This is a genomic window from Hymenobacter sp. 15J16-1T3B (assembly GCF_020711235.1).
GTDB lineage: Bacteria > Bacteroidota > Bacteroidia > Cytophagales > Hymenobacteraceae > Solirubrum.
This window is the reverse complement of record NZ_JAJFAV010000004.1, coordinates 437,999-462,171: the sequence shown is the minus strand read 5'-3', so window position 1 is coordinate 462,171 and position 24,173 is coordinate 437,999. Positions and strand designations below refer to the sequence as shown.

Annotated in this window: 23 protein-coding genes; 12 read left to right on the top strand and 11 right to left on the bottom strand. The window is 65.1% G+C overall.

What is annotated here, in order from left to right:
• Positions 1–38: 38 nt before the first annotated feature.
• Positions 39–239 (bottom strand): hypothetical protein, encoded by a 201-nt coding sequence (locus tag LJ737_RS09965; RefSeq protein WP_227765216.1) that lies wholly within the window; start codon positions 237–239, stop codon positions 39–41.
• Between LJ737_RS09965 and LJ737_RS09960 the strand changes: the two genes are divergently transcribed.
• From LJ737_RS09960 to LJ737_RS09945, 4 genes are all read left to right on the top strand, one after another.
• Complete coding sequence (locus LJ737_RS09960) at positions 238–558, top strand: hypothetical protein (protein ID WP_227765214.1); 321 nt, start codon at positions 238–240, stop codon at positions 556–558. The two genes, LJ737_RS09965 and LJ737_RS09960, sit on opposite strands and share 2 nt — an antisense overlap.
• A gap of 230 nt (positions 559–788) precedes the next feature.
• Complete coding sequence (locus LJ737_RS09955; RefSeq protein WP_227765212.1) at positions 789–1,277, top strand: hypothetical protein; 489 nt, start codon at positions 789–791, stop codon at positions 1,275–1,277.
• Between the two features lie 161 nt (positions 1,278–1,438).
• A complete protein-coding gene (locus tag LJ737_RS09950; protein WP_227765209.1) occupies positions 1,439–2,917 on the top strand; it encodes an HTTM domain-containing protein in 1,479 nt (492 codons plus the stop codon).
• A 58-nt stretch (positions 2,918–2,975) separates the two neighbouring features.
• Positions 2,976–4,088, top strand: a complete 1,113-nt coding sequence (locus LJ737_RS09945) for an MBL fold metallo-hydrolase (RefSeq protein ID WP_227765207.1) — start codon at positions 2,976–2,978, stop codon at positions 4,086–4,088.
• Between the two features lie 225 nt (positions 4,089–4,313).
• Here LJ737_RS09945 and LJ737_RS09940 read toward each other — a convergent pair whose 3' ends face one another.
• On the bottom strand, positions 4,314–5,063 hold the full coding sequence (locus LJ737_RS09940) for a Dph6-related ATP pyrophosphatase (RefSeq protein ID WP_227765206.1): 750 nt from the start codon (positions 5,061–5,063) through the stop codon (positions 4,314–4,316).
• A gap of 164 nt (positions 5,064–5,227) precedes the next feature.
• Here LJ737_RS09940 and LJ737_RS09935 point away from each other — a divergent pair, with 164 nt between their 5' ends.
• Together LJ737_RS09935 and LJ737_RS09930 are read left to right on the top strand one after the other, a co-directional pair.
• Positions 5,228–5,737, top strand: coding sequence for a hypothetical protein (locus LJ737_RS09935; RefSeq protein WP_227765204.1), 510 nt, complete (start codon positions 5,228–5,230; stop codon positions 5,735–5,737).
• Positions 5,738–5,949: 212 nt separating this feature from the next.
• The gene (locus LJ737_RS09930; RefSeq protein ID WP_227765202.1) at positions 5,950–6,114 is read left to right on the top strand and encodes a hypothetical protein; all 165 of its coding nucleotides are present in this window, start codon (positions 5,950–5,952) and stop codon (positions 6,112–6,114) included.
• A gap of 79 nt (positions 6,115–6,193) precedes the next feature.
• On the opposite strand, the gene LJ737_RS09925 is transcribed toward LJ737_RS09930, so the two are convergent.
• Together LJ737_RS09925 and LJ737_RS09920 are read right to left on the bottom strand one after the other, a co-directional pair.
• Entirely contained in the window at positions 6,194–8,002 is a 1,809-nt protein-coding gene (locus tag LJ737_RS09925; protein ID WP_227765199.1) for a DUF885 domain-containing protein, read from the bottom strand.
• Between the two features lie 206 nt (positions 8,003–8,208).
• Entirely contained in the window at positions 8,209–9,495 is a 1,287-nt protein-coding gene (locus LJ737_RS09920) for a fibronectin type III domain-containing protein (protein ID WP_227765198.1), read from the bottom strand.
• 371 nt (positions 9,496–9,866) lie between these two features.
• Between LJ737_RS09920 and LJ737_RS09915 the strand changes: the two genes are divergently transcribed.
• Positions 9,867–10,289: a hypothetical protein gene (locus tag LJ737_RS09915; RefSeq protein ID WP_227765196.1), complete on the top strand. Its 423-nt coding sequence runs from the start codon at positions 9,867–9,869 to the stop codon at positions 10,287–10,289.
• A gap of 3 nt (positions 10,290–10,292) precedes the next feature.
• On the opposite strand, the gene LJ737_RS09910 is transcribed toward LJ737_RS09915, so the two are convergent.
• Positions 10,293–11,552: a tol-pal system protein YbgF gene (locus LJ737_RS09910; RefSeq protein WP_227765194.1), complete on the bottom strand. Its 1,260-nt coding sequence runs from the start codon at positions 11,550–11,552 to the stop codon at positions 10,293–10,295.
• A 198-nt stretch (positions 11,553–11,750) separates the two neighbouring features.
• Here LJ737_RS09910 and LJ737_RS09905 point away from each other — a divergent pair, with 198 nt between their 5' ends.
• Complete coding sequence (locus LJ737_RS09905) at positions 11,751–12,467, top strand: 3-ketoacyl-ACP reductase (RefSeq protein WP_227765192.1); 717 nt, start codon at positions 11,751–11,753, stop codon at positions 12,465–12,467.
• A gap of 177 nt (positions 12,468–12,644) precedes the next feature.
• Here the strand turns inward: LJ737_RS09905 and LJ737_RS09900 are convergent, their stop codons facing one another.
• From LJ737_RS09900 to LJ737_RS09885, 4 genes are all read right to left on the bottom strand, one after another.
• Entirely contained in the window at positions 12,645–13,073 is a 429-nt protein-coding gene (locus LJ737_RS09900; RefSeq protein WP_227765190.1) for a DoxX family membrane protein, read from the bottom strand.
• Positions 13,073–13,708, bottom strand: coding sequence for a flavin reductase family protein (locus LJ737_RS09895; protein ID WP_227765188.1), 636 nt, complete (start codon positions 13,706–13,708; stop codon positions 13,073–13,075). Before LJ737_RS09895 ends, LJ737_RS09900 begins: the two co-directional genes overlap by 1 nt.
• 185 nt (positions 13,709–13,893) lie before the next feature.
• Positions 13,894–15,897, bottom strand: a complete 2,004-nt coding sequence (locus tag LJ737_RS09890) for a galactose oxidase-like domain-containing protein (RefSeq protein WP_227765186.1) — start codon at positions 15,895–15,897, stop codon at positions 13,894–13,896.
• A 119-nt stretch (positions 15,898–16,016) separates the two neighbouring features.
• Positions 16,017–16,616 (bottom strand): hypothetical protein, encoded by a 600-nt coding sequence (locus LJ737_RS09885; RefSeq protein WP_227765183.1) that lies wholly within the window; start codon positions 16,614–16,616, stop codon positions 16,017–16,019.
• Between the two features lie 474 nt (positions 16,617–17,090).
• On the opposite strand from LJ737_RS09885, the gene LJ737_RS09880 reads away from it, so the two are divergent.
• From LJ737_RS09880 to LJ737_RS09865, 4 genes are all read left to right on the top strand, one after another.
• Positions 17,091–17,264, top strand: a complete 174-nt coding sequence (locus LJ737_RS09880; RefSeq protein WP_227765181.1) for a hypothetical protein — start codon at positions 17,091–17,093, stop codon at positions 17,262–17,264.
• 388 nt (positions 17,265–17,652) lie between these two features.
• Positions 17,653–18,492, top strand: a complete 840-nt coding sequence (locus tag LJ737_RS09875) for an alpha/beta hydrolase (protein ID WP_227765179.1) — start codon at positions 17,653–17,655, stop codon at positions 18,490–18,492.
• A gap of 192 nt (positions 18,493–18,684) precedes the next feature.
• Positions 18,685–19,128 carry a BLUF domain-containing protein gene (locus LJ737_RS09870; RefSeq protein WP_227765177.1) on the top strand — a complete coding sequence of 148 codons (444 nt, stop codon included), beginning with the start codon at positions 18,685–18,687 and terminating at the stop codon, positions 19,126–19,128.
• 134 nt (positions 19,129–19,262) lie between these two features.
• Complete coding sequence (locus tag LJ737_RS09865; RefSeq protein WP_227765174.1) at positions 19,263–21,077, top strand: glycoside hydrolase family 10-like protein; 1,815 nt, start codon at positions 19,263–19,265, stop codon at positions 21,075–21,077.
• 109 nt (positions 21,078–21,186) lie between these two features.
• Here the strand turns inward: LJ737_RS09865 and LJ737_RS09860 are convergent, their stop codons facing one another.
• Positions 21,187–22,473 carry a hypothetical protein gene (locus tag LJ737_RS09860; RefSeq protein ID WP_227765173.1) on the bottom strand — a complete coding sequence of 429 codons (1,287 nt, stop codon included), beginning with the start codon at positions 22,471–22,473 and terminating at the stop codon, positions 21,187–21,189.
• Positions 22,474–22,524: 51 nt separating this feature from the next.
• Entirely contained in the window at positions 22,525–24,069 is a 1,545-nt protein-coding gene (locus tag LJ737_RS09855) for a SusD/RagB family nutrient-binding outer membrane lipoprotein (RefSeq protein ID WP_227765171.1), read from the bottom strand.
• Positions 24,070–24,173 lie beyond the last annotated feature (104 nt).

The window sequence follows — 24,173 nt, the reverse complement described above, 5'->3', positions numbered from 1 at the left end:
GGAAGTTGGGTAGCTGGTACGTAACCAGCCGGCGGCAGTTAGGTTGGGCCGAGTTTGGGCGCGGAGTCGGCCTTCGACAGCAGCGCGTTTGGAGAAAAATACTCCTTGTAGTTGCAAAAAATGTGCACAAAAATTTCCATCAAAAATTCATCTTGCAGGCTTTGCCGGGCGTATAAGCCCCTTGTGTTGCCCGCCGCAACTGCTTTATAATCAACCACACCACCCCACTGCAACAACATGAACCGCACACGCATTCTATGCATGTCGGGCGCATTTTGCGCGCTGCTGGCCCTTGGCGGCTGTGGCAACGACAACAACGCCAGCACCTCCTCAGGCACTGAGGGCAGCAGCTCCAGCACCGAGATGAGCACCACGACCACCGATTCGGCCTCCGTCAACACAGACGCCAGCTCTTCGGGCTCGACCACTTCGTCGCCCGAAGTGCAAGGCACGACCTCCGGCTCGACGGGCGCCGGGGCCACCACCAACGAGGCCACGACTAGCGCCTCGACCGGCTCCAACAGCGGCAACGGCAACGGCGGCCAAGCTCCCCAATAGTCTCACACCAGCCTACTTAACGCTCGCATTTATTTGGAAAGAGGAGGGAGAAAAAGGACGTCACTTTGTGGCTGTCCTTTTTTTCTGCCCGATTCCTGGGCGCCGGAAGTAACCTCAGCCTTATCCCTGACGGCGTGAATTCGTACTAGGGACAGTTTGGCGCAGCGCCGCATCGTGCTGTTAGACGCGTTTCGTTCTAATTTTTTCCTTCACAACCCAACACCTTTCTCATGAAAAAGTCATTTGTTGCTCCGCTGCTAGCCCTGCTCCTAAACGCCGCTTTCTCGACGGCTAGCTTTGCTCAAACCACTACCGGTACCACTGGCACTACGTCGGGCTCGTCGACTTCGGGCACTACCGGCACGACCACCATGGGTACTACCGGTTCCACTACAGGTACCACCAGCGGTACTACTACCATGGGCACCACGTCGGGCACGACCTCGGGCAGCTCCACCATGGGCACCACCTCCGGCACGACGTCGGGCACCACGACTACCGGCACTACCTCGGGCTCGACCACTTACGGTACGACGTCGGGCACGACGTCCGGCACCACCACCATGGGTACCACGTCGGGCACGACGTCGGGCTCCACGATGGGCACCACCTCGGGCAGCCGCCGCAGCAAATCGTCGGGCACCAAAACCAAAACCCGCGGCTCGCGCTCCGGCTCGAGCACTTCGGGCTCTTCGACTTCCGGTTCGACCACCCGCTAACCTGACCGGCATTGCACACCTCGGCCGACCTGTTTGACCGGGCGCAAGGGCAACTTCCCCGCGGGGAGGTTGCCCTTTCTGCGCCTTCTCCCCCTCAGACCGCGCCCCCGCCGCGGCCCGGGGGGGCCGGGCGGGTACTGGCGGTGCTGCGCCGGCCCTTTGTGCTCGACCTGCGCGCCTTGGCCCTGATGCGCATGGCCGTGGCCGTGGTGCTGCTGCTCGATTTGGGCATCCGCAGTACCGATTTGGAGGCGCACTACACCAACATGGGCGTACTGCCGCTGTACGTGTTGTTTGAGCGTGCCTGGAATCCATACGAATTCTCGCTACACACCATGAGCGGGCTGTGGGCGGTGCAGGCGGCGCTGTTCTTGCTGGCCGCCGCCGCCGCAGTGGGGTTGCTCCTCGGCTGGCGCCCCCGGCTGATGACGGTGGTGTCGTGGGTGATGCTGGTGTCGGTGCAGAACCGCAACCCGCTGATTGTGCAGGGCGGCGACGATTTATTGCGCATGCTCCTGTTCTGGGCCATTTTTCTGCCCTGGGGCCGGGTGTGGAGCCGGGACGCGCAAGATCGGCCCGCGCCTGAGCACTACAGCTACTTCAATGCCGCCACGGTGGCCTACGTGGTGCAGATTGCGCTGGTGTACGTGTGCACGGCCCTGCTCAAAAGCGGCCCCGAGTGGCGCTCCGAGGGCACGGCCATCTACTACGCCCTCAGCCTCGACCAGGTGCTGATGCCCGGCGGCCGGCTGCTTTACCCGCACTACGAGCTGCTCAAGGTGCTCACGCACGTCACTTTTTACATGGAGCTGCTGCTGCCGGTGCTGCTCTTCATCCCGGTAGCCACGCCCCTGTGGCGCACGGTGTTCGTGCTGACCATCTGGGGCTTTCACCTCGGCATCAGCCTGACGCTGTTTGTTGGGCTGTTTTTCATCATCAGCTTTGCCTCGGTAATGGGGCTGCTGCCCACGCCGGTGATGGGCTGGCTGGAGCGCCGCCTGGGCCCGCCGGTGCAGCGCGGCGCCGGGCACCTGGGCCGCTGGCGGCAGCGCCTGCCGCCCTGGCAGTGGCCGCTGGCCGTGCAGCTGCAAGCCGAATGGCACCCGCACGTGCGGACGCACCGGCACTTCCGCCTGCTGCCCGCCCTGCGCGACACCGTGCTCTTCGTGCTGCTGGGCTACACCGTCTGGTGGAACCTCGACGGCATTGCCCGGCCCGGCTACACCATGCACGAGCCGCTGCGCTGGTTTGGCTACCTGTTTCGCACCGACCAGCACTGGGGCATGTTTGCGCCCACCGTGTTCAAGGACGACGGTTGGTACATCCTGGAGGGCCACACCAAAGACGGGCGGCGCTTCGACCTGTACCGCGGCGGCCAACCTGTGACCTACCGGAAACCGTACTCGGTGATGGCGCTGCACAAAAACGACCGGTGGCGCAAGTACTCCGAAAATTACCTGTTCGTCAGCAACGACTGGATGCGGCCCTACTACTGCAACTACATGCTGCGGCGCTGGCGCGAAAACCCGCGCAACCCGCCTTTGCAGCGGCTCGACGTCATCTACATGAAAGAGGTATCCTTGCCCGACTACAAAGTGCAGAAACCCACCCGCGAAGTGCTGTGCAGCTGCCAGCCGTGATGACAACGTCCCACCGCCGCCTTTCACTGACTACCACGCCGCCTTTTCCCCAACTCCTATGAGCGACTCCCTGGACCACCTGCGCACCCGCCCCACCCGCGCCACCACCCCCGACCTACAGTTTGTGGCGCCCGGGGTGTGGGCCCTGCGCAACGTCTTCGTCAATTTATTTTTCGTGCGCCAGACGTACAACGCCGGCCCCTGGGTGCTGGTGGACGCCGGCCTGCCGGGTGCAGCCGGCAAAATTCGGCACGCGGCCGAGTCGCTGTTCGGGCCCGGCGCCCGGCCCGAGGCCATCATCATGACCCACGGGCACTTCGACCACGCCGGCGCCCTCGAAAGCCTGGCCGAGCACTGGGACGTGCCCGTGTACGCCCACCGCCTGGAATTGCCCTACCTCACCGGCCGTTCGGCCTACCCCCCACCCGACCCCACCGTGGGCGGCGGGGCCATGGCCTGGCTGTCGGGCCTCTACCCTAAGCACCCGTACAACGTGGGCAGCCGCGCCCACGAATTGCCCGCCGACCACTCGGTGCCCGAACTGCCCGACTGGCGCTGGGTGTTCACGCCCGGCCACACGCCCGGTCACGTAGCCTTTTACCGCGAATCCGACGGCGTGCTGATTGCCGGCGACGCCTTCGTCACGACCCAGCAGGAGTCGGCGCTGGCGGTGTGGGAGCAGCGCCAGGAGGTGCACGGCCCGCCCAAGTACTTCACCTGTGACTGGGAAGCCGCCCGCCTTTCGGTGGAACGCTTGGCCCGCCTGCAGCCCAAGGTGGCGGCCACCGGCCACGGCATTCCGATGCGTGGGGCCACGCTGCAGCAGGAGCTGACGGAACTGGCCCAGCACTTCCGCGAGCTGGCCGTGCCCGCCCAGGGCCGCTATCTGCCCGATCCGGCCATTGCCGACGAAACCGGCGTGCGGGCCGTGCCGCCGCCCGTGCACAACCCCAGCACCCCGTGGATTCTCGGCGGCTTGGCGGCCAGCATCGGTTTGGGCATTGGCATCTGGCTGAAGCAGCGCGACGGAGCCCGCCGACGCTACAAACACCACGGCCGCAACCGGCATCACCATTTCGACCAGCCCGCCACCGGCTACGCCGCCGCCGTCGACCCGTTTACGCCGGTGGACGAAGATGGCGGCTGGTTTCCCGGGCCGCAGAATCTCTAAGCCACCGCCCGCCGCTGACCCCGGCTATCCTCCGTTGCCAATTCGCCAAAGCGCCCCGTCAGTCCCGACGGGGCGCTTTGTTATGGAATGCCATGGTTTGGGCTTGCCCGTGCAGGCTTTGCAAACAGGGCACATCGCAACGGGCGGCGCGGAAAGAAGCGGTATAGGCTCCTTGGCCGGTGGGCCGCACCAACAGAGCGGTTGGTGCGTAGTCAGCCGCTGCCTTCAATCGGCGGGCAGCAGGTCGCAATACCAGAAGGCGGCGCTGAACGGGTCGGGCGCCGGGCGGTAGCAGTCGGCGGAGTTGTCGTCGGCCGGGGCCGGCGCATTGGGCTGGTACGTGCGGCGCACCAGCTCGCCGCGCTGCACGGCAATGGGCCGGCTGAAGTAAGGCGCGTCGTAGACGAAGCTGTGGTACTCGCCGTTTTCGCCGCAGCTGTCGACGCCGGCGGGCAGGTCGCGCAGGAAGTCGCGGTCCAGTTCGCGGCCGCAGAAGCTCTGGTCGAGGTGCTGCTCGTTGACGCAAACCACGACGGCGCGGAAGCCCAAGTCGAAAAACTCGGCCCAGAGCTCAGTGGCGGGCTTGTGCCAGAGGGGAAAGCGCGCCTGCCAGCCCACCCGGGCCAGCTGCTGCTCGCGGTACTGGCGCAGGTCGGCCAGGTGCAGGTCGCCGAAGATGCTGGTACGCACACCTTGGCCAGCCAGCGCGGCCAAGGCGTCGTTCATGCGCTGCTCGTAGACCTGCATCGAAGGCATTTCGGGCAGCCAGACTTCGTGCAAAGGCAGGCCGATGCGCTGGGCCTGGGCCTGCAGAAGCTCGGCGCGCACGCCGTGCATGGCCACGCGGCCGTAGTGCTCGTTGAGGGTGGTGAGCAGGTGCGTGGGGCACAGCTCGGGGGCCTGTAGGGCGTGATGCAGGCACAGAGCAGAGTCCTTGCCCCCGCTCCAGCTCATCACGGCGGCGGGTGAAGTCATAATTAGCAACGCGGTTGGTAGCAGGGCGCAAAGATGCACCGCGGCGGCGCTTTGCGGGCGTTGCGCAACTGCCAAGCCGCTGACACGTAGCCATAGGCGCGGCGCGGCGCGTATACGGCAGCACCGCACCCGTTCGAACTTCTCTCATTCCAAACACTCCCGCTATGTTGACCTCCTCCCGCGTGCTCAGCGCCGCGCTGCTCCTGCTGCCCCTGGCCGCCTGCGACAATTCTTGGAGCCCCGGCGTCGACCACACCAACAACGACTCCTTCGCCCGCGCTCCGCGCGCCACCCGCGTCGATACCGAGCGCGACAGCGTGTCGGGTGGCGGCAAGGCCTACCGCCCGGTGGGCACCGGCTCCCTGGCCCGCTCCTCGGCCGAAGCCCTCAGCATGCAGCCCGGCGGCGACCCGAACACCTCCAAGTACACCGAAAGCGGCACGACCGACGGCAGCAGCACCACCAGTGGCCGTAGCCTGACCAACCGCGGCACCTCGAACACCGAAGTACCCGGCACGACGCGCGGCCCGGCTACCGGCACCGGCGAAGGCCGCGGCACGCTCAACAACGCCCCGCGCGAAACCAATGCAAATGCCGCCAGCCAAAACGAGCAGGGCAACGCGCCGAAGCAAACCAACCAGCGCAATCAGCGCGGCAACAGCGCCCAGAACTAAGGCTGTTGCTTCCCGCAACTCCTTGGCCACCGCCCCCTGCCCACAGCAGCGGGGCGGTTTCGTTTTCAGCCCCCGCTCATGCTAACCACGTGTAGCAAGGCGGAAAATACGGATGGGCTGGGGATGAGAAATCCGGAGTTTGCGCCCCAAAATCCGCATAACGCACGGGGGCGGTGGCGGCGTAAAAATGCCTGAAACTTCCCCAGTTTACCATGAACACCGCATCCTCCCAACCCCGATCCTATTCCCGTTTCCAGGCAACGGGCGGCGGCTACCGCCCCCCGTACCAACCTACGGCGCCCGTCACCGGCCACTACCACCGCTACCGGCGCACCCCGCGCCCGCCGCGCGTGCCCGAGTCTGGTGCCAGCGAATAGCGGCCCCCATGGCCACACAGACAAACGGCCCCGCAACATTGGTTGCGGGGCCGTTTGCGTTGGTAAGTAGGCGGCGAAATTACTGCTGCTTGGCTGCCCAGGCGTCCATTTTCTGCTCCAGCACGGCCAGCGGCATCACGCCGTCCTTGAGCAGCTCGTCGTGGAAGTCCTGAATCTTGAACTTGGCTCCGAGCTGGTTGGCGTATTTGTCGCGCAGCTCCTGAATCTTGAGCTGGCCGATTTTGTACGACAACGCCTGGCCCGGAATGGCCATGTACCGCTCGATTTCGGCCGTGGCGCCCTGCTCGTCGATGGCTTCGTTGTCCATCATGTACTTGATGGCCTGCTCGCGCGTCATGCCCTTGGTGTGCATGCCCACGTCGACCACGAGGCGGATGGCGCGGTGAATTTCGTCGCCGAGCGCGCCCATGTACTGGTAGGGGTCGGTGTAAAGGCCCAGCTCCTTGCCCAGGCTTTCGGTGTAGAGGGCCCAGCCTTCGCCCATGGCCCCGTACCAGGCAAAGCGGCGGAACTTCGGCAGGTCGGTGTTTTCCTGCTGCAGCGAAATCTGGTAGTGGTGGCCCGGAATGGCCTCGTGCAAAAACAGCGACTCCATGCCCGAGGTCGTGCGGAAGGTCTTCGCGTCGATGATCGGCACGTAGAAGATGCCCGGACGCGAGCCGTCGGGCGTGCCCTGTTGGTACTCGGCCGACGCGGAAGCCTCGCGGAACTCCTCCGTCTGCCGGATTTCAAACGGCGTCTTGGGCGTGCGGCCGAAAAGCTTGGGCAGGTTGGGCGTGATGCGCGCCTGAATGGCGCGGAAGGCGTTGAGCACTTCCGCGTCGCTCTTGTAAGGCGTGAAGCGCTTGTCGGTGCGCATGTAGTTGAAGAAGGCATTCAGGTCGCCCTTGAAGCCCACCTGCTGGCGCACGCGCTCCATCTCGCCGCGGATGCGCTTGACTTCGCTCAGGCCCGTCTGGTAAATGTCGCCTTCGGGCTTGTCGGTGGTCGTCCAGTTGCGCACGTAGTAGCGGTAGATGGCCGGCCCGCCGGGCACGGCCGAAATGCCGGTGCTGGTGCGGGCCTTGGGCAAGTACTCGGTTTTCAGGAACTCGCCCAGGCGCCGGTACGTCGGCACCAGCTCGTTCATGATGGCCGTGCGGTAGGCCGCCGTGATGCGCTGCTTGTCGGCCTCAGAGAAGGAGGCCGGCAGGGTTTTGATCGGACCGTAGAAGTCGCTTTTGGTGGGGTCGGTCACCACCATCTGCTGCATCTGCGGAATCATTTTCTGCACCAGCGGCCGGGGCAGTACCACGCCGGCGCGCATGCCGCGGCGGAAGTTGCTGATGGCCGTATCGGCCCACACCGAGAAGCCGCGCACCCGGCCCAGCCAGTTGTCGTAGTCTTGGGGCGTTTTGAAGGGCTGCACGCTACCGCCGGCGCCGTACTGGCCCATGCTCAGCGGCAGGCCCCAGAACTGCTGAAACGGAATCATCCAGGTGTTCAGCTTCAGCCCTTCCAGGTTCATCTGCAGGTCGTACTTGAAGATGTCGTAGCTGATACGGTCGTTGTCCGCGAGCTTGGCGCGGTCGAACTGCTGCAGCTGGTCGAGGTACTTCTGGTAGTACTGGCGCAGCTGCTTGCGGAAGGCCGCGGTACCGTCGTTGGGCAGCTGGTCGTTGTAGCGGTTGTCGCCGTTGGTGGTGGCGTTGAGCGGGAAGAGCTTGGCGTTTTCTTCCCAGTACTGGTCGAGCAAGGTGCCGAGGTCCTTCACGTCGGAAGCGGTTTGGGTGGCGCCCGATTGGGTTTCGGAAGTAGTGGCCTGCTGCGAACAGCTCATCAGCAGGGAGCCGGCCAGCAGGCTGGCAACGAGGTAGCGGTGGTTCATGCAAGGAAGAAAGTGGGAGTGCAATTGCGCGCACTAAAACTAGCCTGTTTTGGAGGAGTTGCCCCACGCCAGTACCAGGTTTCGGCGACGGTGGCGCAAAAACGCCCGCCAGGTCGGTTGGTTGCGCCTCGGCCCCGCTCGCCTCATAAAAAAAGCCCACCAGCACGAGGCCGGCGGGCTTGCCCAGGGTGGACGCTGGGGTGGAGTTATTCCTGCACGAAGAACTTGCGGCTCACCGTGCCGTTGCTGGTCACGGCCTGCACGATGTATACCCCGCCCCCGCTGCTGGTGCGCAGCGGAATCTGGCGCGTGACCAGGCCGCTGGCGCCGTCGGGCATCACCTCGCTGTGCAGCAGGCGGCCCATGCTGTCCATCACCCGCAGGGCGCGGAACTGGGCGTCGGTGCGCATTTCCACGATAAGGGCGCCGCTACGGCCGTAGGCTTGCAGGGCCTGCTCGGCCGCGCCGGCCTGCACCGACACTACTTGCGAGTAAGCCACCGTGCCGTCGAAGTCGGCCTGCTTAAGGCGGTAGTAGTTCAGGCCGGGGCGCATGGTGGCGTCGAGGTAGCGGTACTCGCGGCGGGTGGTGGAGGTGCCGGCGGCGCGCACCGTGGTCACGGCTTCAAAGCTTTTGCCGTCGACCGAACGCTCCACCGTAAACGACTCGGCGTCTTTCTCCTGGGCCGTTACCCAGTCGAGCTGCACCTGCCGGCCAAGGTAGCTGCCCGTGAAGCTGGTGAGCTGCACCGGTAGCGGGGTGCTGCGGCAGGCGTTGATGGTGATGTAGTCCTGCACGCGGGTGCTGCAGTTCATGCCCTCGGTGGAGCAGTTATTCGGCGTGCCCTGCACGCAGACGCTCAGGTTGGGCCCGAACAAGCCGTTGAGGGAGCCGTTGTTGTTGGTTAGCACGCAGCCGCTGATCATCAGCGTACCCGAGCCCGTGATGGTGGGGTTGCCTTGGCGCACCATCAGGTTGCCGTCGATGTCGACCGTGGCGCCGGGGGCAATGACCAGGTCCGACTGGTTGGCCAGCGCGATGTTACAGTTGGTGTTCAGCTCGGCGGTGGCGGCAATGTCGGCGTCGGCCTTGTAGAAGCTGATGCTGTTGACGTCGAGGCGGCCGTCGAGGTCGAGGCGCACCATGTCGGCGCCCTGCTGCTGCCCGAAGTTGATGGAGTTGGGACTGTTACCGTCGGTCAGCGCGCCGGTGGCGGTGATGATCAGCTTGGCGTGGTCACCGCTGACGTTGTAGTCTTGGTCCAGCACCACGTTGGAGTTGATAACGATGATGTTGTCGCTGATTTCGTCGCCGGTACGACTCGTCACGTTGGTGGGCACTTGCGGGCCCGAGCCGCTGGTAATGGTCCAGGTGTTCGGGTCGCTCCAGTTACCCCCACTCGGGCGCGAGGTGTAAGTGGTCTGAGCCTGGGCTGAAGCAACAGCGGTCAGGGTCAGGGCCGAAAATGCAATGCGGAGTATGGTCGAGTTCATGGAAGTACATGGGTTGAAGGAAATGGGTGTCGAGGTGTTGCATAATGCGAGGAGTGTGTTGGTTCATTTTGGGCTTGATACGCAAGCCGAAGCCAACAGGGTTTGGTTATTTTAACAGAATATTGCAATTTGAATATTCAGCAGTTTACATACTAAATATTTTTAAAACCCTGTTTATCAATGCTGAGTATACAAGCATTCTGCCTCGTCCGTAAGCAGCTTTTTGCCCCTGGCGGCAATAATTCAATTCCCAAAACGAGGCTTCAGGCACTCCGTTTTGAGTGGCAAAGAGGCCCAAGGCATGCGGGTGGCCCTAGTTTTCACCCATAGGTGCGTTGCGCGTCGGGATCAGGGCAGTGTATCTTTCGAGCATGTCTCCCCTCTCAGGCCCCGTCTCCCGGTATTATCACAATCCCGCGGCCGTCATCAGCCATCCGCTCGGCACGGATTACCTGCATCTCGCCTGGAGCGCGACCAAAACCAGTCCCGACGAGTTGCGCGCCGTGTACGAGCAGGCATTGCGGGCGCTGCAGCATTTCGGCCTGCACAAGGTACTCAGCGACCATACCCAGCGGCCGCCATTACCGGCCGACGTCAGCGAGTGGGTGGCGCAGGAGTGGATTCCGCGCGCCGTGCAAGAGGCGGGCTACTCGCACTGCGCCGTGGTCGAAAACCACGCGCCCTTGGGCCGCTTGGCCGCCCAGTCGATTGGGGCCCAGCTGCCGACGGGGCTGCTCACCTTCCGCTACTTCGCCACCCTGCCCGAGGCGGCGGCGTGGCTGCAGGCGCAGTAGCTGCTACTTTTTGTGCTGCTTGAGGTACTCGCGGGCCTCGCGGTACTCCCCCGATTTACGGTCGGCTTTGTCTTCCACCACCGCAAAGTAGCGGCGGGCAGTAGCTACGTCGCGGCGGTCGGCGGCCAAGCGGGCCAGGTGCAGGTTGGCCAGCACGTAGAAGCCGGGGCCGGTTTCGCCGGTGCTTTCGGCAAAGACGACGCAACGCTGGTAGTAGTCCTGGGCTTTGGCCAGGTCGTCGTAGCGGTTTTCGTGCAGCCAGCCCAGAAAAAACGTGGCGTAGCGCCCGCTCACGGCCTCGTAGCCGGGCAGGCCGCGGTTGAGCTTGTCGAGGATGTCGCGGCTGAGCTTTTCGCACTCGTCATACTCGCCGCGGTTGTAGCACACCAGGGCGCAAAACCGCTCGAAGTAGGCGTTGTCGGGGTAGGTGGCTACGAGGCTGCGGGCCACCGGCAACGACGCGGCCGGGTCGTTCTCGTCGTTGTAGAGAATCTTCATCAGGAAGAACTTGGCCTCCGGCGCGGTGTAGAAGCCGTTGGCCGCCACGTTGCGCAGCTGCTGCAGGCCCAGCTGCTTGTTGCCCTTGGGGAAGAACAGCAGCACCGGGCGCAGCAGCTTGTAGTTTTCCGAAATCCAGGGCGCGTAGTAATTCATCAGCGCCTGCCCGAAGAGAAATTCCGGGCTCAGGCCGTTGGCTTCCTGGCTTTTGGCGAGGTAGTTCAGCGCCTCCTTGCTGTAGATGGTGGCCTTGCCCCAGTTGCTGCGCTCGGCGTGCAGGCGGGCCGCGAAGCCGTAGGCCGCCGAGAGGAAAAAGCAGGCCTCGTAGTTCTGGTTATCGGCTTTGTAGAGGGGCTCGGCCTTGGCAATGGCCGAGTCCATGTAGGCGAAGAAGGGCCGGTCGTAGAGCTTGGTTTGCACGTTGCTCGGCACGATTTTCCACCATTGGCTCAGCCCCAGCAGGAAGTAGGGCATGGGGTGCTGGGGGTAGCGCCGGCGCAAGGAGCGGAATTGCTTTTCGGCCCGGTCAAACTTGAAATTGTAGAGGTTGCGCACGGCCCCGTCGAGCTCCAGCTGAATGTCCTTGTTGAGCAGCAGCCAGTTTTTGGAGTTGAGCGCGTCGGGCAGCACTTCCACGCCTTCGAGCTGAATGTTGCGCACCGGCTGCCGGGTGGTGTCCACCTGGGCGTGCGCGCGGCGGGCCAGAACGACGAATCCGAGGACCAAAAACAACCAGAGCCCCGCGGGGCGCAGCATCGAGAGCATAGACGAGGGGACAACGGCCGACAGCGGAATAACGCAGCGGGAAAGCCGGCCGGTTCAGCGCAGCTAACATACGGCCGCCGGGGGGTTCGGGCTGCATTATGGTCGGGCTTCCGGCGAAAAGCAAGTTGCGGCCGCCGAAACCCGCGGCCTTCCGCGCAGTTATACAGGCTCGTTATTTCACCCTTCTCCCCTTTTCACATGGAAAATTTGCGCGGAAAAAACGCCCTGGTGACGGGCGCCGGCCAGGGCATCGGCCGGGCCGTGGCCGTGGCGCTGGCCCAGGAAGGCGTCAACGTGGGCTTGCTGGCCCGCAGCGAGGCTCCTTTGCGCGAGTTGGCCGAGCAACTGCAGGCCCTGGGCGTGCAAACCGCCGTGGTCACGGCCGACGTGGCCGACCGCCACGCCGTGGAAGCCGCCGTCGCGCAGGTGCAGCAGCAGCTCGGCCCCCTCGACATTCTCATCAACAACGCCGGCACGGCCGCTTTCGGCAAGTTTTTAGAGCTGACGCCCGAGGCCTGGGAAACCATCATCCAGGTAAACGTGCTGGGCACCTACTACACCACCCGGGCCGTCCTGCCGCAGATGATAGAGCGGCAAACGGGCGACATTGTCAACATCAGCTCTACGGCCGGGCAGCGCGGCGCGGCCGTGACCAGCGCCTACAGCGCCTCCAAGGCGGCGGTGCTGGCCCTGTCGGAGTCGTTGATGCAGGAGGTGCGCAAGCACAACATCCGCGTGACGGCTCTCACGCCGAGCACCGTGGCCACGCCCCTGGCCCAGGAGCTGAAGCTGACCGACGGCAACCCCGACAAAGTGATGCAGCCCGAGGACTTGGCGGAGCTAATCATCTCGCAATTGAAGCTGAACCGGCGCGTCTTCGTGAAAGAAGCCGGACTCTGGAGCACCAACCCGTAAGCGGGCCTACCAAGCAATACGCAACACTGCCTGGCTGCCAGCCGGGCAGTGTTTCTTTTAGCTGGGCTGCGTGGCTGGTGCATCCTGTTTCGGCCGGCGCCACCTGCCGATGAAGGAAGGCTAGAAAGCAGCAGAACTTTTGAGTAATGCCCGCAGGGCCTGGTTGGGCCAGCTGGTCTACCGGCTAGTGCGGTCCAGGCACAGGCGGTTTTGGTCGGCGTGGAGCAGGAGCAGGTAAAAAAACAGGCCGTGCACGAGCTGGGTGCCGAGCGTGTCCCACTGCTCGCGCAGGCTGGAGCCGAACACCAGTGCCAGCAGTACCAGCAACCCGCCCACCAGGGCCCAGCGCGTAAACAAGCCCAGCAGCAGAAGCAGGCCCACGCTAAACTCCAGCACGGGCAGCACGGTGGCAAACGCCCCCACCAACGGCCCGGGCAGCCAGGTATCGGCGAAGCTCTTTACTAGGCCGGCCCGAAACGCGGCCAGCTTGGGCAGGCGCGCCAAGCCGTGCATCAGAAAATTGACACCCATCAGCAGGCGGCCCAAAACGAAGGCGAGTTGCGCGTTGGTCAGGTTCATCAGCAGGCGCTTGGCGGGAAACGACACTAGGACAACCGCTGCGGCCCCTGCCCGGCCCGGGCGTACGCCAGGCGCGCCAGCGGCTCGACGCGGTAGTAGCTGTCGAGGCCGGAGATGCACACATCGTCCAGCGCGGCCAGGTCCAGGGTGCCGTCGGGGCGCAGGCCGGCGGGCGCCACGTACACGTGCTCGACGGCGCCGATGAGCAGCACCGTGCCGTTGAGCCGAATGGGCAGCTCCTCCACCAGCCGCAGCCCGATGCTGAGCTGGCTTTCGGCCACGTAAGGCGCCGCAAATCCGTCGCGCCAGCTGGGCGTCAGGCCGCAGGCCTCAAACTCCGACTGCTCGCGCGGGAAGTTGGCCGAGGTATAGTGGGCCTGGTCCACAAAAGCGGTGTGCACGTGATTAAGGGTATAGCAGCCGGTGGTCTGAATGTTCTCGTAGGTGTGGCGCGGCACAGTGGCCGGGCGCGTCACCAGGCCCAGCAGCGGCGGATCAGAGCCCAAGTGCAGGGCCGAGCTGAAGATGGCTACGTTGGTGGCGCCCGCGGCATCGGCCGTGCCCACGAGGTTGGCCGGCTTGAAGCCCGTGACGGCGTTGACGAGGTTGAGGCGGTACAGCTTGTCGAAGCCGCGGATGTCGGCGGCGGTGAAGTGGTGCATGGCGGTGAAGCGGTGGCTGGCAGCACTACCGCCGGGCCCCGCGCAATGTTTCGCGGCGCGGGGTTAATTCGGCCGTGGAGCCGGGCGGTGAGCTGGCCCGTTGCGTGGTTGGCAGCGGCCATGCCCCCACCAAAAAAGCCCGGCCGAGTGGCCGGGCTTTTGGGTATGGATTCGGAACAGCGAGGCTACTTGTGCAGCACCACGCGCTGCGAGCTGACACCCTTGGGCGTAATGGCCCGCACGATGTACACGCCGTCGGGGTTGCGGCCCAGGTCCAGCTCGTACAGTTGCGGGGCCGGGTGGCGCAGCGTCACGTTGCGAATTTCCTGGCCCAGCGTGTTGTACACGCGCACGTCCGAAGCGTTTTCGGGCAGGGCAGCCGGCAACGGCACCGCCGAGGGCAGCGACTGGTCGTTGATGGCGGTGCCCTGCACGCTGTGGTGGCTATGGTCGTGGCCGCCGGTTTCCACCACGGCGAATTTGCCTTCCTCGTCCAGAACCTGCACCTGTACCAGGCCCGAGGTCGGATTCGGGTGAACCGCTACGCCCCGCGCCACTTCCACCGGCGGGCCGATGACGATGTTGTCGGGCCCGATCTGGATGATGTGGGCCCGCGAAGGCATGCCGCCCCCGCCGAGCAAAAACAGCATGTAATGGCCGGGCGGGCACACGTTGGCATTCGGCGGAATGGTCACGTTGACGCCGTTGGCGGTGGCGGCAAATGCCAGCTCGTTGAAGCGCTGGTTCATGTTGAACGAGTGCGTCACCGACGACAAACGCACCAGCGTCGCCCGCTGCACCGAGCCCGGGTTGCTGAGCTGCACGGCAATGGTCTGGCCGTACGCCGCGTACGCCGGCGCGCTGGTAATGGCGGGCTTGGCGGCCCGCACAAAAAGGTACGGCGGCCGGTACACTTCCGCGTCGGTGTGGGTGGGGTAGTTGCCGCCCTGCCCGCCGCCGGCCGACAGCACCGACCCGTCGGGGAGCAGCACGGCCGTGGAATGGTAGAGGCGCGGCGTACGCATGGGCGCCACCGTGGTCCAGAACCCCAGCGGATAGCCCGACGACGGCGGCGTCCAGATTTCGGCCGGCAACACCGCGTAAATGTCGTTGGTGCTGCCCGACGAGCTGGTGCCCCCCGTCACCAGCACTTCCCCGGTGGGCAGCAGCGTGGCGTTGGCGTGGAAGCGCGGGTAAGCCATGGTTGGGCCAGCCGTAAACGTCGGCGCCGACCCGTTTATGTCAATCAGCTCGGTGCTGTTCATCACCCCGCCGTTGTCGCCGCCGATGTTCAGAATTTTGCCCGGCAGGTACATCACCGACGTGCCCCAGCCCCGGCTGACGCCCGGGCTGCTGGCCGGGCGCACGTTGGCGCTCCAGGCCCCCGAGCCGGCCGTGTTCAGGTAAAACGTTTCGGGTTGCGGGCCGGCGTCGAACACGCCGCCGCCCGGCGCCACGTACATCCACGGGTAGTCGGGCTGCAACTTGTAGCTGTTGGTCAGGCTGCGCCAGTTCACGCCCGTCCACACTTCCGGAATCGGGTTGGTTTGCCCGCCGCTGATCTGGCCCGCCACCACCAGGACCTCCCCGTTGGCCAGGGTAGTGGTGGTGGGGTACCAGCGCCGGTCGGCCATGCTGGGTACGTTCTGCTGCCAGCTGTTGGTGCTGAAGTTGTAGATGTTGGTGTGGTCCAGGCCCACGTAGCCGCCGGCCCCGAGGTGGCTGTGGCCCCCGGCCACCAGCAAGTTGCCGTTGGGCAGCAGCGTGTGGCCGCTGCAGAACACGTTGCTCCAGCTGTTGTCGAACTGCGTCAGGGTTTGGGGCACGGCCGGGTCCCACAGGAAGACGCGGGTTCCGAGGTTGGTGCCGGTGAAAAAGTCATCGTCGAGGTGACCTTGCCAGGTCAGCACCTTGCCGTTGGGCAGCACGCTGGTGTGAATGCCCACGAAGGGCCACGTCAGCGGCTCGCTCCAGGAACCGGCGGCGGTGTTCTGCGGCACCACGCGCGCGTCGAACCCCGAGGTGGTGACGGAGAAGCCGGGCTGCAGCTCTACCTGGTCGTAGCCGTGCAGGGAGCTGCCCTGGTAGCTGCTGGCCTGCAGGTTCCAGCCCTCGATGGCGGGGTTCTGCGCCCGCGCCAGCGGGACTACGCCCACCAGCAGAAGCGGGTAAATACCTAATCTTTTCATTGCACAAAGTGGCTTGGAGTGAAAACCAGGGCAGGGCGCTACGCCCGCGCCGCCGCGCCGCCGAATCGATTCAGCGGCGCAAACCGGGCGCGTACGTGGCCGCTGCCCCACGAGCGGGTTTAGTGCTCCAGCTTGCGCAGCCGTTCCTGCAGCGCTTCGTTCTGCTTTTGCAGCTCGATCATGTGCAAGGTCAATTCCTCAATCTTGCGCAGCAGCACGGCGTCCATGGCCGCCACGTCGATGCCGTTCTTCTCTACTTCCGCCGCCGAAGGCACGTCGGGCAGGTGGTGGTTAAGCGCAATGAACTGCGCCACCTCGCCCAAGGGCCGCAGGCGGTACGTGGGCAGAAACACGTAGTCGGGCCAGGCGGCGCCGAAAGCGCGTACGTGCACCCCGCGGGCGCCGATGGTGCCCTCCACGGCCAGGCTGAGCGTGCCGATGTAGTCCGGGTCGAGGCCGATGCCCACCTTGCCGGAGAATTGCACGTTGCCGGTGTTGCGGAACTGCGTTTGCCGGTTCCAATCCCAGGCCGCGCCGTTGCCGTTGGAGCTCGGCGCCAGGTAGAGCGTGGAGCGGCCGTCGTTGTCGGGCGTGTGCAGAATCCAGGAGTTGGAGCCGGGGCTCACCAGGTCGCCGTTGGCCGCGCCGGGCGCTTGGCCGAAAGCCGCACCGGTCCAGCCCAGGGCCAGGGCCAGGGTTAGGGGTAGTAGTTTTTTCATCGTGTTGGGGAAGAGGGATGGAAAAAATGAAACATATGTGCAAATGGCGCCGGGGCCGGCAAAGCCAACCGGGCTACCCTAAGCCTAGCATAAGACCACGGCCCGCGCCGGATAAATCAGAGGCGGCAGGGCGCTGGTAAAAACTTGCTCGAAAGCAGAAGATGCTGCAAGGATACCGGCCCGGCCGGCCCGGCAAAAGGAACAATCACCCGCCGTTGTGACGAGCTTTTTCGCCTCCGAGCCCGGCAGTATTTGCTCCCGCTAATATGTTCTTCCCACTCAGCTACCTACTGACCCAGTTCTGCCGGACCAAATCGGGCCCTGGTTGTGACAGGCGGCGGCATAGCCAGTGTTTAGTCGGCGTTATCGGAGGAATTGCGGAAATTTTCCAACTCCAACGTACCTAGTGCGTTGCCCTTCGTATACAGGTAGCCGCCGCGCCGCTGGGGTGCCGCGGCTTCATCGAATACCGCTATGTTTAAGCAAACCGTGCCCACTCCCGCCGCCCACCAGGGTCTGCCCCCCGCCCGGCCCTCCGACCCGCTTCGCTCGCCCCGTCCGCGCCGCTCGCAGCAGCCCGGCCAGGAGCCCGAGCCCGACCGCACCCAGCCCGCGTCGCAGCCCCGCTCTATGCGCCGCTGGTGCTAGTCCCCGCTACCCTTCCGCTGACATGCTAAGCCCGGCCTCGTGCCGGGCTTTTTTTGTGCCGCGGCGGCCCGCCCTTGACGTGGCCCGGCAGGTGCCACCGGCCGTGAGTCCTATGCACACTATCATAATATTAAATCACCATAATATTTGCGCGTAACCCCCTGATCATTTACCTTGTAGCTTCTGCTTGGCGCCGAAGCCCTTAGTGTGGTCGGCTTGCTGTCCATTGGCCCATGCCGCCCTCCGGCGGCGGTCGGCTCCCCTACTCTCCCCTGTTTTCCACCCGTTGCATCCGCTGCCCCATCGGCGGACCGAGCGGCTGTTGCGCTTTTGGCTAAGGGCCGCTGAATCAAGAAGTTCTTTTTTCACCCTTTTACCCGCACGCATCATGGAAAACCGTGGCAACCGCACCATCGTGTTTGTTACCGGCGCCTTCGTCAGCCACCACTGCTGGGACGAGTGGCAGCGCTACTTCGAAGCCCGCGGCTACGCCTGCCTGGTACCGCCTTGGCTCTACAAAGACGCCACCGTGGCCGAGCTTCGGGGCCGTCACCCCGACCCGCACTTAGCTGCGCTGCGCCTGCCCCAGCTCGTTGACCACTTTGCGGGCATCATCAAGGCGCTGCCCGAAAAGCCCATCCTCATCGGCCACTCCTACGGCGGGCTGCTCACCCAACTGCTGCTGCAGCGCGACCTAGCCGCGGCTGGCGTGGCCATCGACTCGGTGGCGCCCCAGGGCGTGTTCACGTTCAAATGGTCGTTTTACCGCGCTACCTGGGGGCCGCTGGGCTTGTTTACCGATGTCAACAAGCCCTTTATGATGTCGTTCCGGCAGTGGCAGTACGCCTTCGTCAACGGCATGGAGCTGGAGGAGCAGCGCGCCGCCTACGAGCAGCTGACCATTCCCGAGTCCAAGCGCATTTCGCGCGACGCGCTGACCCGCGCCGCCCACGTGGACTTTCAGCGGCCGCACGTGCCGTTGCTGCTGGTGGCCGGTGAGCGTGACCACATCATGCCCGCCTCACTGAACGCCTCCAATTACCGCCGCTACGCCCGGTACGCCGGCAGCGTCACGGCGTTCAAGGAGTTTGCCGGCCGCAACCACTTCATCCTCGGGCAGCCCGGCTGGCAGGAAGTCGCCGATTACGTGCTCGGCTGGCTTGAACAGCAGGAGCTGGCTCCGGAGTCGACTGAAGCGGCCGTGCCGGAGCTGGCCGGTGTGCAATGAGCGACTAAGTAGCTAGCAGGTACTTTTTTGGGGGCGGCAGCCGCGGCAACGGCCCGCCGCATTTCGGGCGCAAACCCGCTGAGCGCCACGCCGGCGGCGGGCCGGTTGACGGCCGCCCGGGCCAGTCCCGGAGCGGGCGGCCGTCAACCTCGCCGGTAGCGGGGCCGTATGCAGGGCCGGCTTTACCCGCTCATGCACCACATTATTTACGTTAGCACCGCTACTCAGCCCTTCACCACGCCCGAGCTGCGCGACTTGCTGCGCCAATCCCGGCTGCGCAACGCCCGCCACCACCTCACCGGCATCCTGCTCTACGACGGCGGGCGCATCACCCAGATTCTGGAGGGCGAAGAAGCCGCCGTGCGTTACCTCTACGCGCAGATAGCCCGCGACCCGCGCCACCACGGCGTCGTTAAGCTGGCCGACGAGCCCATCCCGCACCGCCGCTTCGCGCAGTGGCACATGGCGTTTTGGGAAGAAGAAACCGACGAGCTGGCCTACGCCGCCGGCTACATTCCGCTGCAGCAGTGGGCGCTGCCGCCCGGCCGCTTCAGCGAAGAAGACGTGCTGCGCCTCGAAGCGCTGCGCTATTTCGTGCGGCCCTGGGACGAAGACGAAACGGCCCGGGCCAGCTAAAGCCGGCTCGCTTACCTACCAACCCGGCGCCCCGGCGTGGTGCGGGTACGCCGGTTAAGTCCGTACTTTGCACGTGGGCCCGGCGCGGCCGGTCAGCTCGGGCCGGCGGCTGGCGCGGGCCAGGAGTTTTGTTGATGCGTTGTCGTTTGCTTTTGGGCGCCGGGCTGGCGCTGTTTGGTTCGGGTTCGGTCGCGGCGCAGCCTTCGGCCGTCACGCCGCCGGTCAAGTCGTTTAAGGGTGCGGTCATCACCACGCCCATTCCCTCGCCCCCGCCCAAGCGCGAGTTGCGCGGGGTGTGGGTGGCCACCGTCGAAAACATCGACTGGCCGAGCCGGCGCGACCTGACGCCCGAGCAGCAGCGCCGCGAGTACGTGAAGATGCTCGACGGCCACCAGCGCGCCGGCATCAACGCCATTTTCCTGCAGGTACGGCCCGCGTCGGATGCGTTTTACCGCAGCGCGCTGGAGCCGTGGAGCAAGTTTTTGAGCGGCCGCCAGGGCAAAGACCCGGGCTGGGACCCGCTGCCCTTCCTCGTGGAGGAGGCCCACAAGCGCGGCATGGAGTTCCACGCGTGGTTTAACCCCTACCGCGCCAGCACCGACACCACCACGGCCCGCCTGGCGCCCAACCACCCCTACCGCCGCCACCCGGAGTGGTTTCTGCGCTACTCCGGCAAGCTGCTCTACAACCCCGGCCTGCCCGCGGTGCGCGACTACATCACCGAGGTCATCGTGGACGTGGTGCACCGCTACGACATCGACGGGGTACACTTCGACGACTACTTCTATCCCTACCCCGAGGCCAAGCAGGTCATTCACGATGAGCAGGCGTTTGCCCAGTACAACCCCGACGGGCTGAGCCTGCCCGACTGGCGCCGCCGCAACGTGAACCAGCTGGTGGAGCAGGTGCACAACGCCATCGAAGCCGAAAAGCATTGGGTGAAGTTTGGCATTTCGCCCTTCGGGGTGTGGATGAACAGCAACGAGGACCCCGAGGGCTCCGACACGCGCGCCTTCCAGGGCCACACCGGCCTCTACGCCGACGCCCGCGAGTGGCTGCGCCAGGGCTGGGTCGACTACGTGCTGCCGCAGCTGTACTGGAGCACTAACTTCCGCGCCGCCTCCTACGCCACCTTGCTGGAGTGGTGGAGCCGCAACCGCTACGACCGGCACCTCTACATCGGGCAGGGCGCCTACCGCATGCTGGAAAGCACCAAGTCGGACACGACCTGGCGCAACCCGCGCGAGCTGCCGCGGCAGGTGCGCCTGAACCGCTCCTACCCGCAGGACATCAGCGGCAGCGTGTTTTTTTCGGGCAAATCGGTGCTGAGCAACCCGCTCAAGACCACTGACTCGCTGCGGCAGAACCTGTTTCGGTACCCGGCGCTGCTGCCCACCATGCCCTGGAAAGACGCCGTGCCGCCGCGCTCGGTGCAGCAGCTCACCCTCACCCGCGGCGGCGGGCCTGTCACGCTGATGTGGCAGCCCGGCCCGGTCGCCGCCGACGGCGACTCCGCGGCCGCCTACGTGGTGTACCGCTTTGCCCGCGGAGAGCAGCCCACGCCCGACGACCCGCGCCACATCCTCGCCATCCAGCCCAGCAGCCGGCGCGGCACCGAGGCGTTTGTGGACACGGCCGCCCGCTACGGCACCGAGTACGCCTACTACGTGACGGCCCTCGACCGCCTGCACAACGAAAGCGGCCCGCTGCGCGTGACGACCATCGGTTCGGTGGCCGGCCCCGTCGTTGCCCGCGCCGAACCGCCCGCGACGCCCATCCCGACCACGCCCGAACCCGGGGCCGCGCCCGCCGTGACCCTGCCCTCGACGGTGACCAAGGAACGGCCAGGCATGACCAAGACGACCACGCAGGGCAACAACATCACCATCAAGACCAAAACCAAGCAGCCCGCCAAGAAGGGCTTTTTCCGGCGACTATTTGGCCGGTAGGCCGCCGCGGCTCCGGGCAGCAGCCCGGAGCCGCGGCGTATAATGCCCTTAAATAAAAAGCGCCGCCCGGAAGCCCGGGCGGCGCTTTTTGCTTGCGTACGAAGCGGCCTTACAGCGCCTTCACGTCCATGGTCACCACCACCGCCGCAGCGGTGCGGTTGACGGCGGTAACGGTGAAAATGGCGTACTGGTCGGCGCCGCGCAGGCGGGCAATGACCACGTCGCCGGGCACGACGTTGTCGAGCTGCGTTACCTGGTTGGCGGCCGCCGCGGTCAGGTAGGCTTGGCGGATGCTGTTGAGCGTGGCCGCGGTATACGCCGCCGCGCCGCCCGAGGTCAGGCGCACAAACTTGGTCGTGTTCAGGGCCTGCAGGCGCACGGCGTTGCTGGCCGTGCTGGTAATGGCCACGTCCTTATCCGCCGCAGCCCCGCTGGCGGGCACGGCGGCAAAGGTCGTCAGGTTGTAAGCCGCCAGGTCGCCGCCGGTGGTGCCGGTGTAGGTGAGCGAGACGGTGCGCGGCGCGGCCAGGCTGGTGGGCGTGCCGGGCGTAAACGCCGTGGCCGTGGCCGAGGTAGCGCGGAAGTTCGGCGTGCCGGCAAAGCGCGTTTTCACCTCAAAGCGGTAGGTCACGGGCTGGCCGCTGGAGCCGGCGGGCGTGGGCACGTCCACGTTCACCGTGGTTTGGGCGCCGCTCTGGGCCCCGGAGGCGGGCAGGCGCTGGCGCAGCAATCGGCGCTCCGCCGTCGAGCCCACGCGCACGTAGGTAATCAGGCTGTCGAGGTCCTTGTAGAGGATGGCCGTGGACGCCGGGGGCAGTTCGGGCCGCTCGGGGTAGGTGGTGATGCCGTTCTGGTTCAGCAGCAGGCTGTAGCGCACCACGTCGGCGGGCACGGGTGTGCTGGTGCCGGGCGCCGTCACGTTGCTGGAGCCGGCAATGCTGATGGTCGGCGTGGGCTCGGCAATGCGGAAAGCAATGGTGCGGGCCTTGGTCTGGCCGTTGTCGGCCACCACCTGGGCGTGCACGCGCACCCGGGTTTTGTTGGCGGCGGCGGGCACCGTGTAGCTCACCACGAGCGTGTCGGCGCGCTTCAGGCGCGAGTAGGCAGCCCGGTACGGAATGGTTTGCACCACCGTGGAGTCGGGGTTGGACTCGATGCGCTGGATGATGCGGATTTCGCGCACGGGCGCGGTTTGCTGGGCAAACTGCACCTCGAAGGTGAACGTCTCGCCGGCGGCATACTTGGTGGCCGTGCCGAAGGAGTTGGCCAGGAAAGTGGGGAATTGGCCCCCCACTTCTTCGTAGTACTTGTCGATGTCGGACTCGCAGCCGGCCAACACCGGCCCGAGCCCGGCCAGCAGCAGGGCGCTGCGGCGCAAAAGGGTATGGAAATTCATGAAAGAATCAGCAATGGAGGTGGGAAATGAAGCCGAAAGCAGACCGCGCCCTTAGGGCATGTCCCACCACAGCGGGCGGCTGATGTAGTCGGCGTCGTTGGCCCCCAGCTTGGCTACTTCCTGCGGGTTGTAGAGGGCCTCGGTAGCGCCCGGCAGCATGCGGCGCGGCCACCGGTCTTTGGGGTCGGGCTTGGTGGCCAGAGCCGAGTAGGCGCCGGCCGGGTACTTCAGGTTCGGGTAGATGGTGGGGCTGAAGTCCATGCGGCGCAGGTCCGACCACGACTCCGGGTTCAGGAACATGGCAATGTACTTCTGCTCCATGATGTGCTTGAGCGTCAGCTGCGAGGCCGACTGCGCCACGGCTGCGCTGGCCAGGTAATCGTTGATCTGGGCCTGCGTGATGGTGGGGAAGGTCACGGCCGGGTTGGCGTTGGTGCCGCCCACCCCGATTTTCTTCATGTGGGCCGAAATACCCTCTTTGTAAGCAGTGAAGGCCGTGTTCAGGTCGCCGGAGCGGAAAGCGGCTTCGGCCTTGATGAACTGCAGCTCGTGGTAAGTCAGCACCTCGAAGTAGCCCAGCTCGCGGGCGTACCAGCTGGAGTAGAAGTCGGTAGCGCCGTTGAGGGTGTTGCCGGCGGTGTTGGTCACGCCCGGGTCGACGCCGGTGCTGATGGTGGTGGCCATGATGGGCAGACGCGGGTCCGTCACGCCCGGGAAGGCGGCCCCGGCCACGTTGCCGTTCAGGTACTTGATGATGTTGGTGGAGAAGGTCGAGGCCGAGTAGTTGTTACGCGTCGGGCCGAAGATGCTGGTGGTGCCCGTCAGCGGGGCCACGGCCGTCTCGTACTGCAGCTGCGCGTCGTCGGCCGAGCTGCTCATGCTCTCGCTGACAAGCTGCAGAATCAGCTGCGGGTTATAGGTGCTCTTCTTCGAGAGGTGGTTGAGCTGGCGGGCTTTCAGGCCCTTGGCAAACTTGATCCACTTGGTCCGGTCGCCCTTGAAGAGGATGTCGCCGCTCACGCTCGGCGAGCTGATGTAGAGCGGGCGGAAGCTTTCCGAGGCCGGGCGCTGCATGATGGCAATGCCCTCGTCGCAGAGCTGGTTGATGGCCGCGTAGATGCTCTCCTGCGAATCGTACTTGGGCGTGTAGTTCTGCCCGCCCTGGAAGGCCTCGGTGTAGGGAATGTCGCCCAGCATGTCGGTGCAGTGGGCCAGGTCCATGGCGTAGATGATCTTGCCCGCGCCGATGTACACCGGCGAGCCTTCCTTCTCCGCCGCTTCGTTCATGGTCGGGATGTTGCCGGCCGAGTAGAAGTAGGTGTAGTTGAAGGTGTTGGTGCTGTTGGCGTTGCTCAGGTAAAACTGATCGGTGCTGGAAATGGCCGACTTGCGCACGGTGTACTGCGTGAGGTAGGTCGTCGTCAGCGAGGTGAACATCTGCGTTTGAATGCCCTGCGAAATGATGCCGGGCAGCAGGAAGTTGGGCGAGGACGTGGTCGGGTTGTTCGGGTCGTTGTTCACGTCGAAGAACTTGTCGCACGACGTGAGCACGCCCCCACCCAGCGCCAGGCCCAGGAAGAGAAGGTATTTTTTCATCAGTTGAAATCGAATTGTGACACGGTTGAACTGCTAAATGGCGCCGAGCACTGCGTTAGTTCAGTAGCCTGGCTTCCCCATTTCACAATCTCACCGCTGCACCT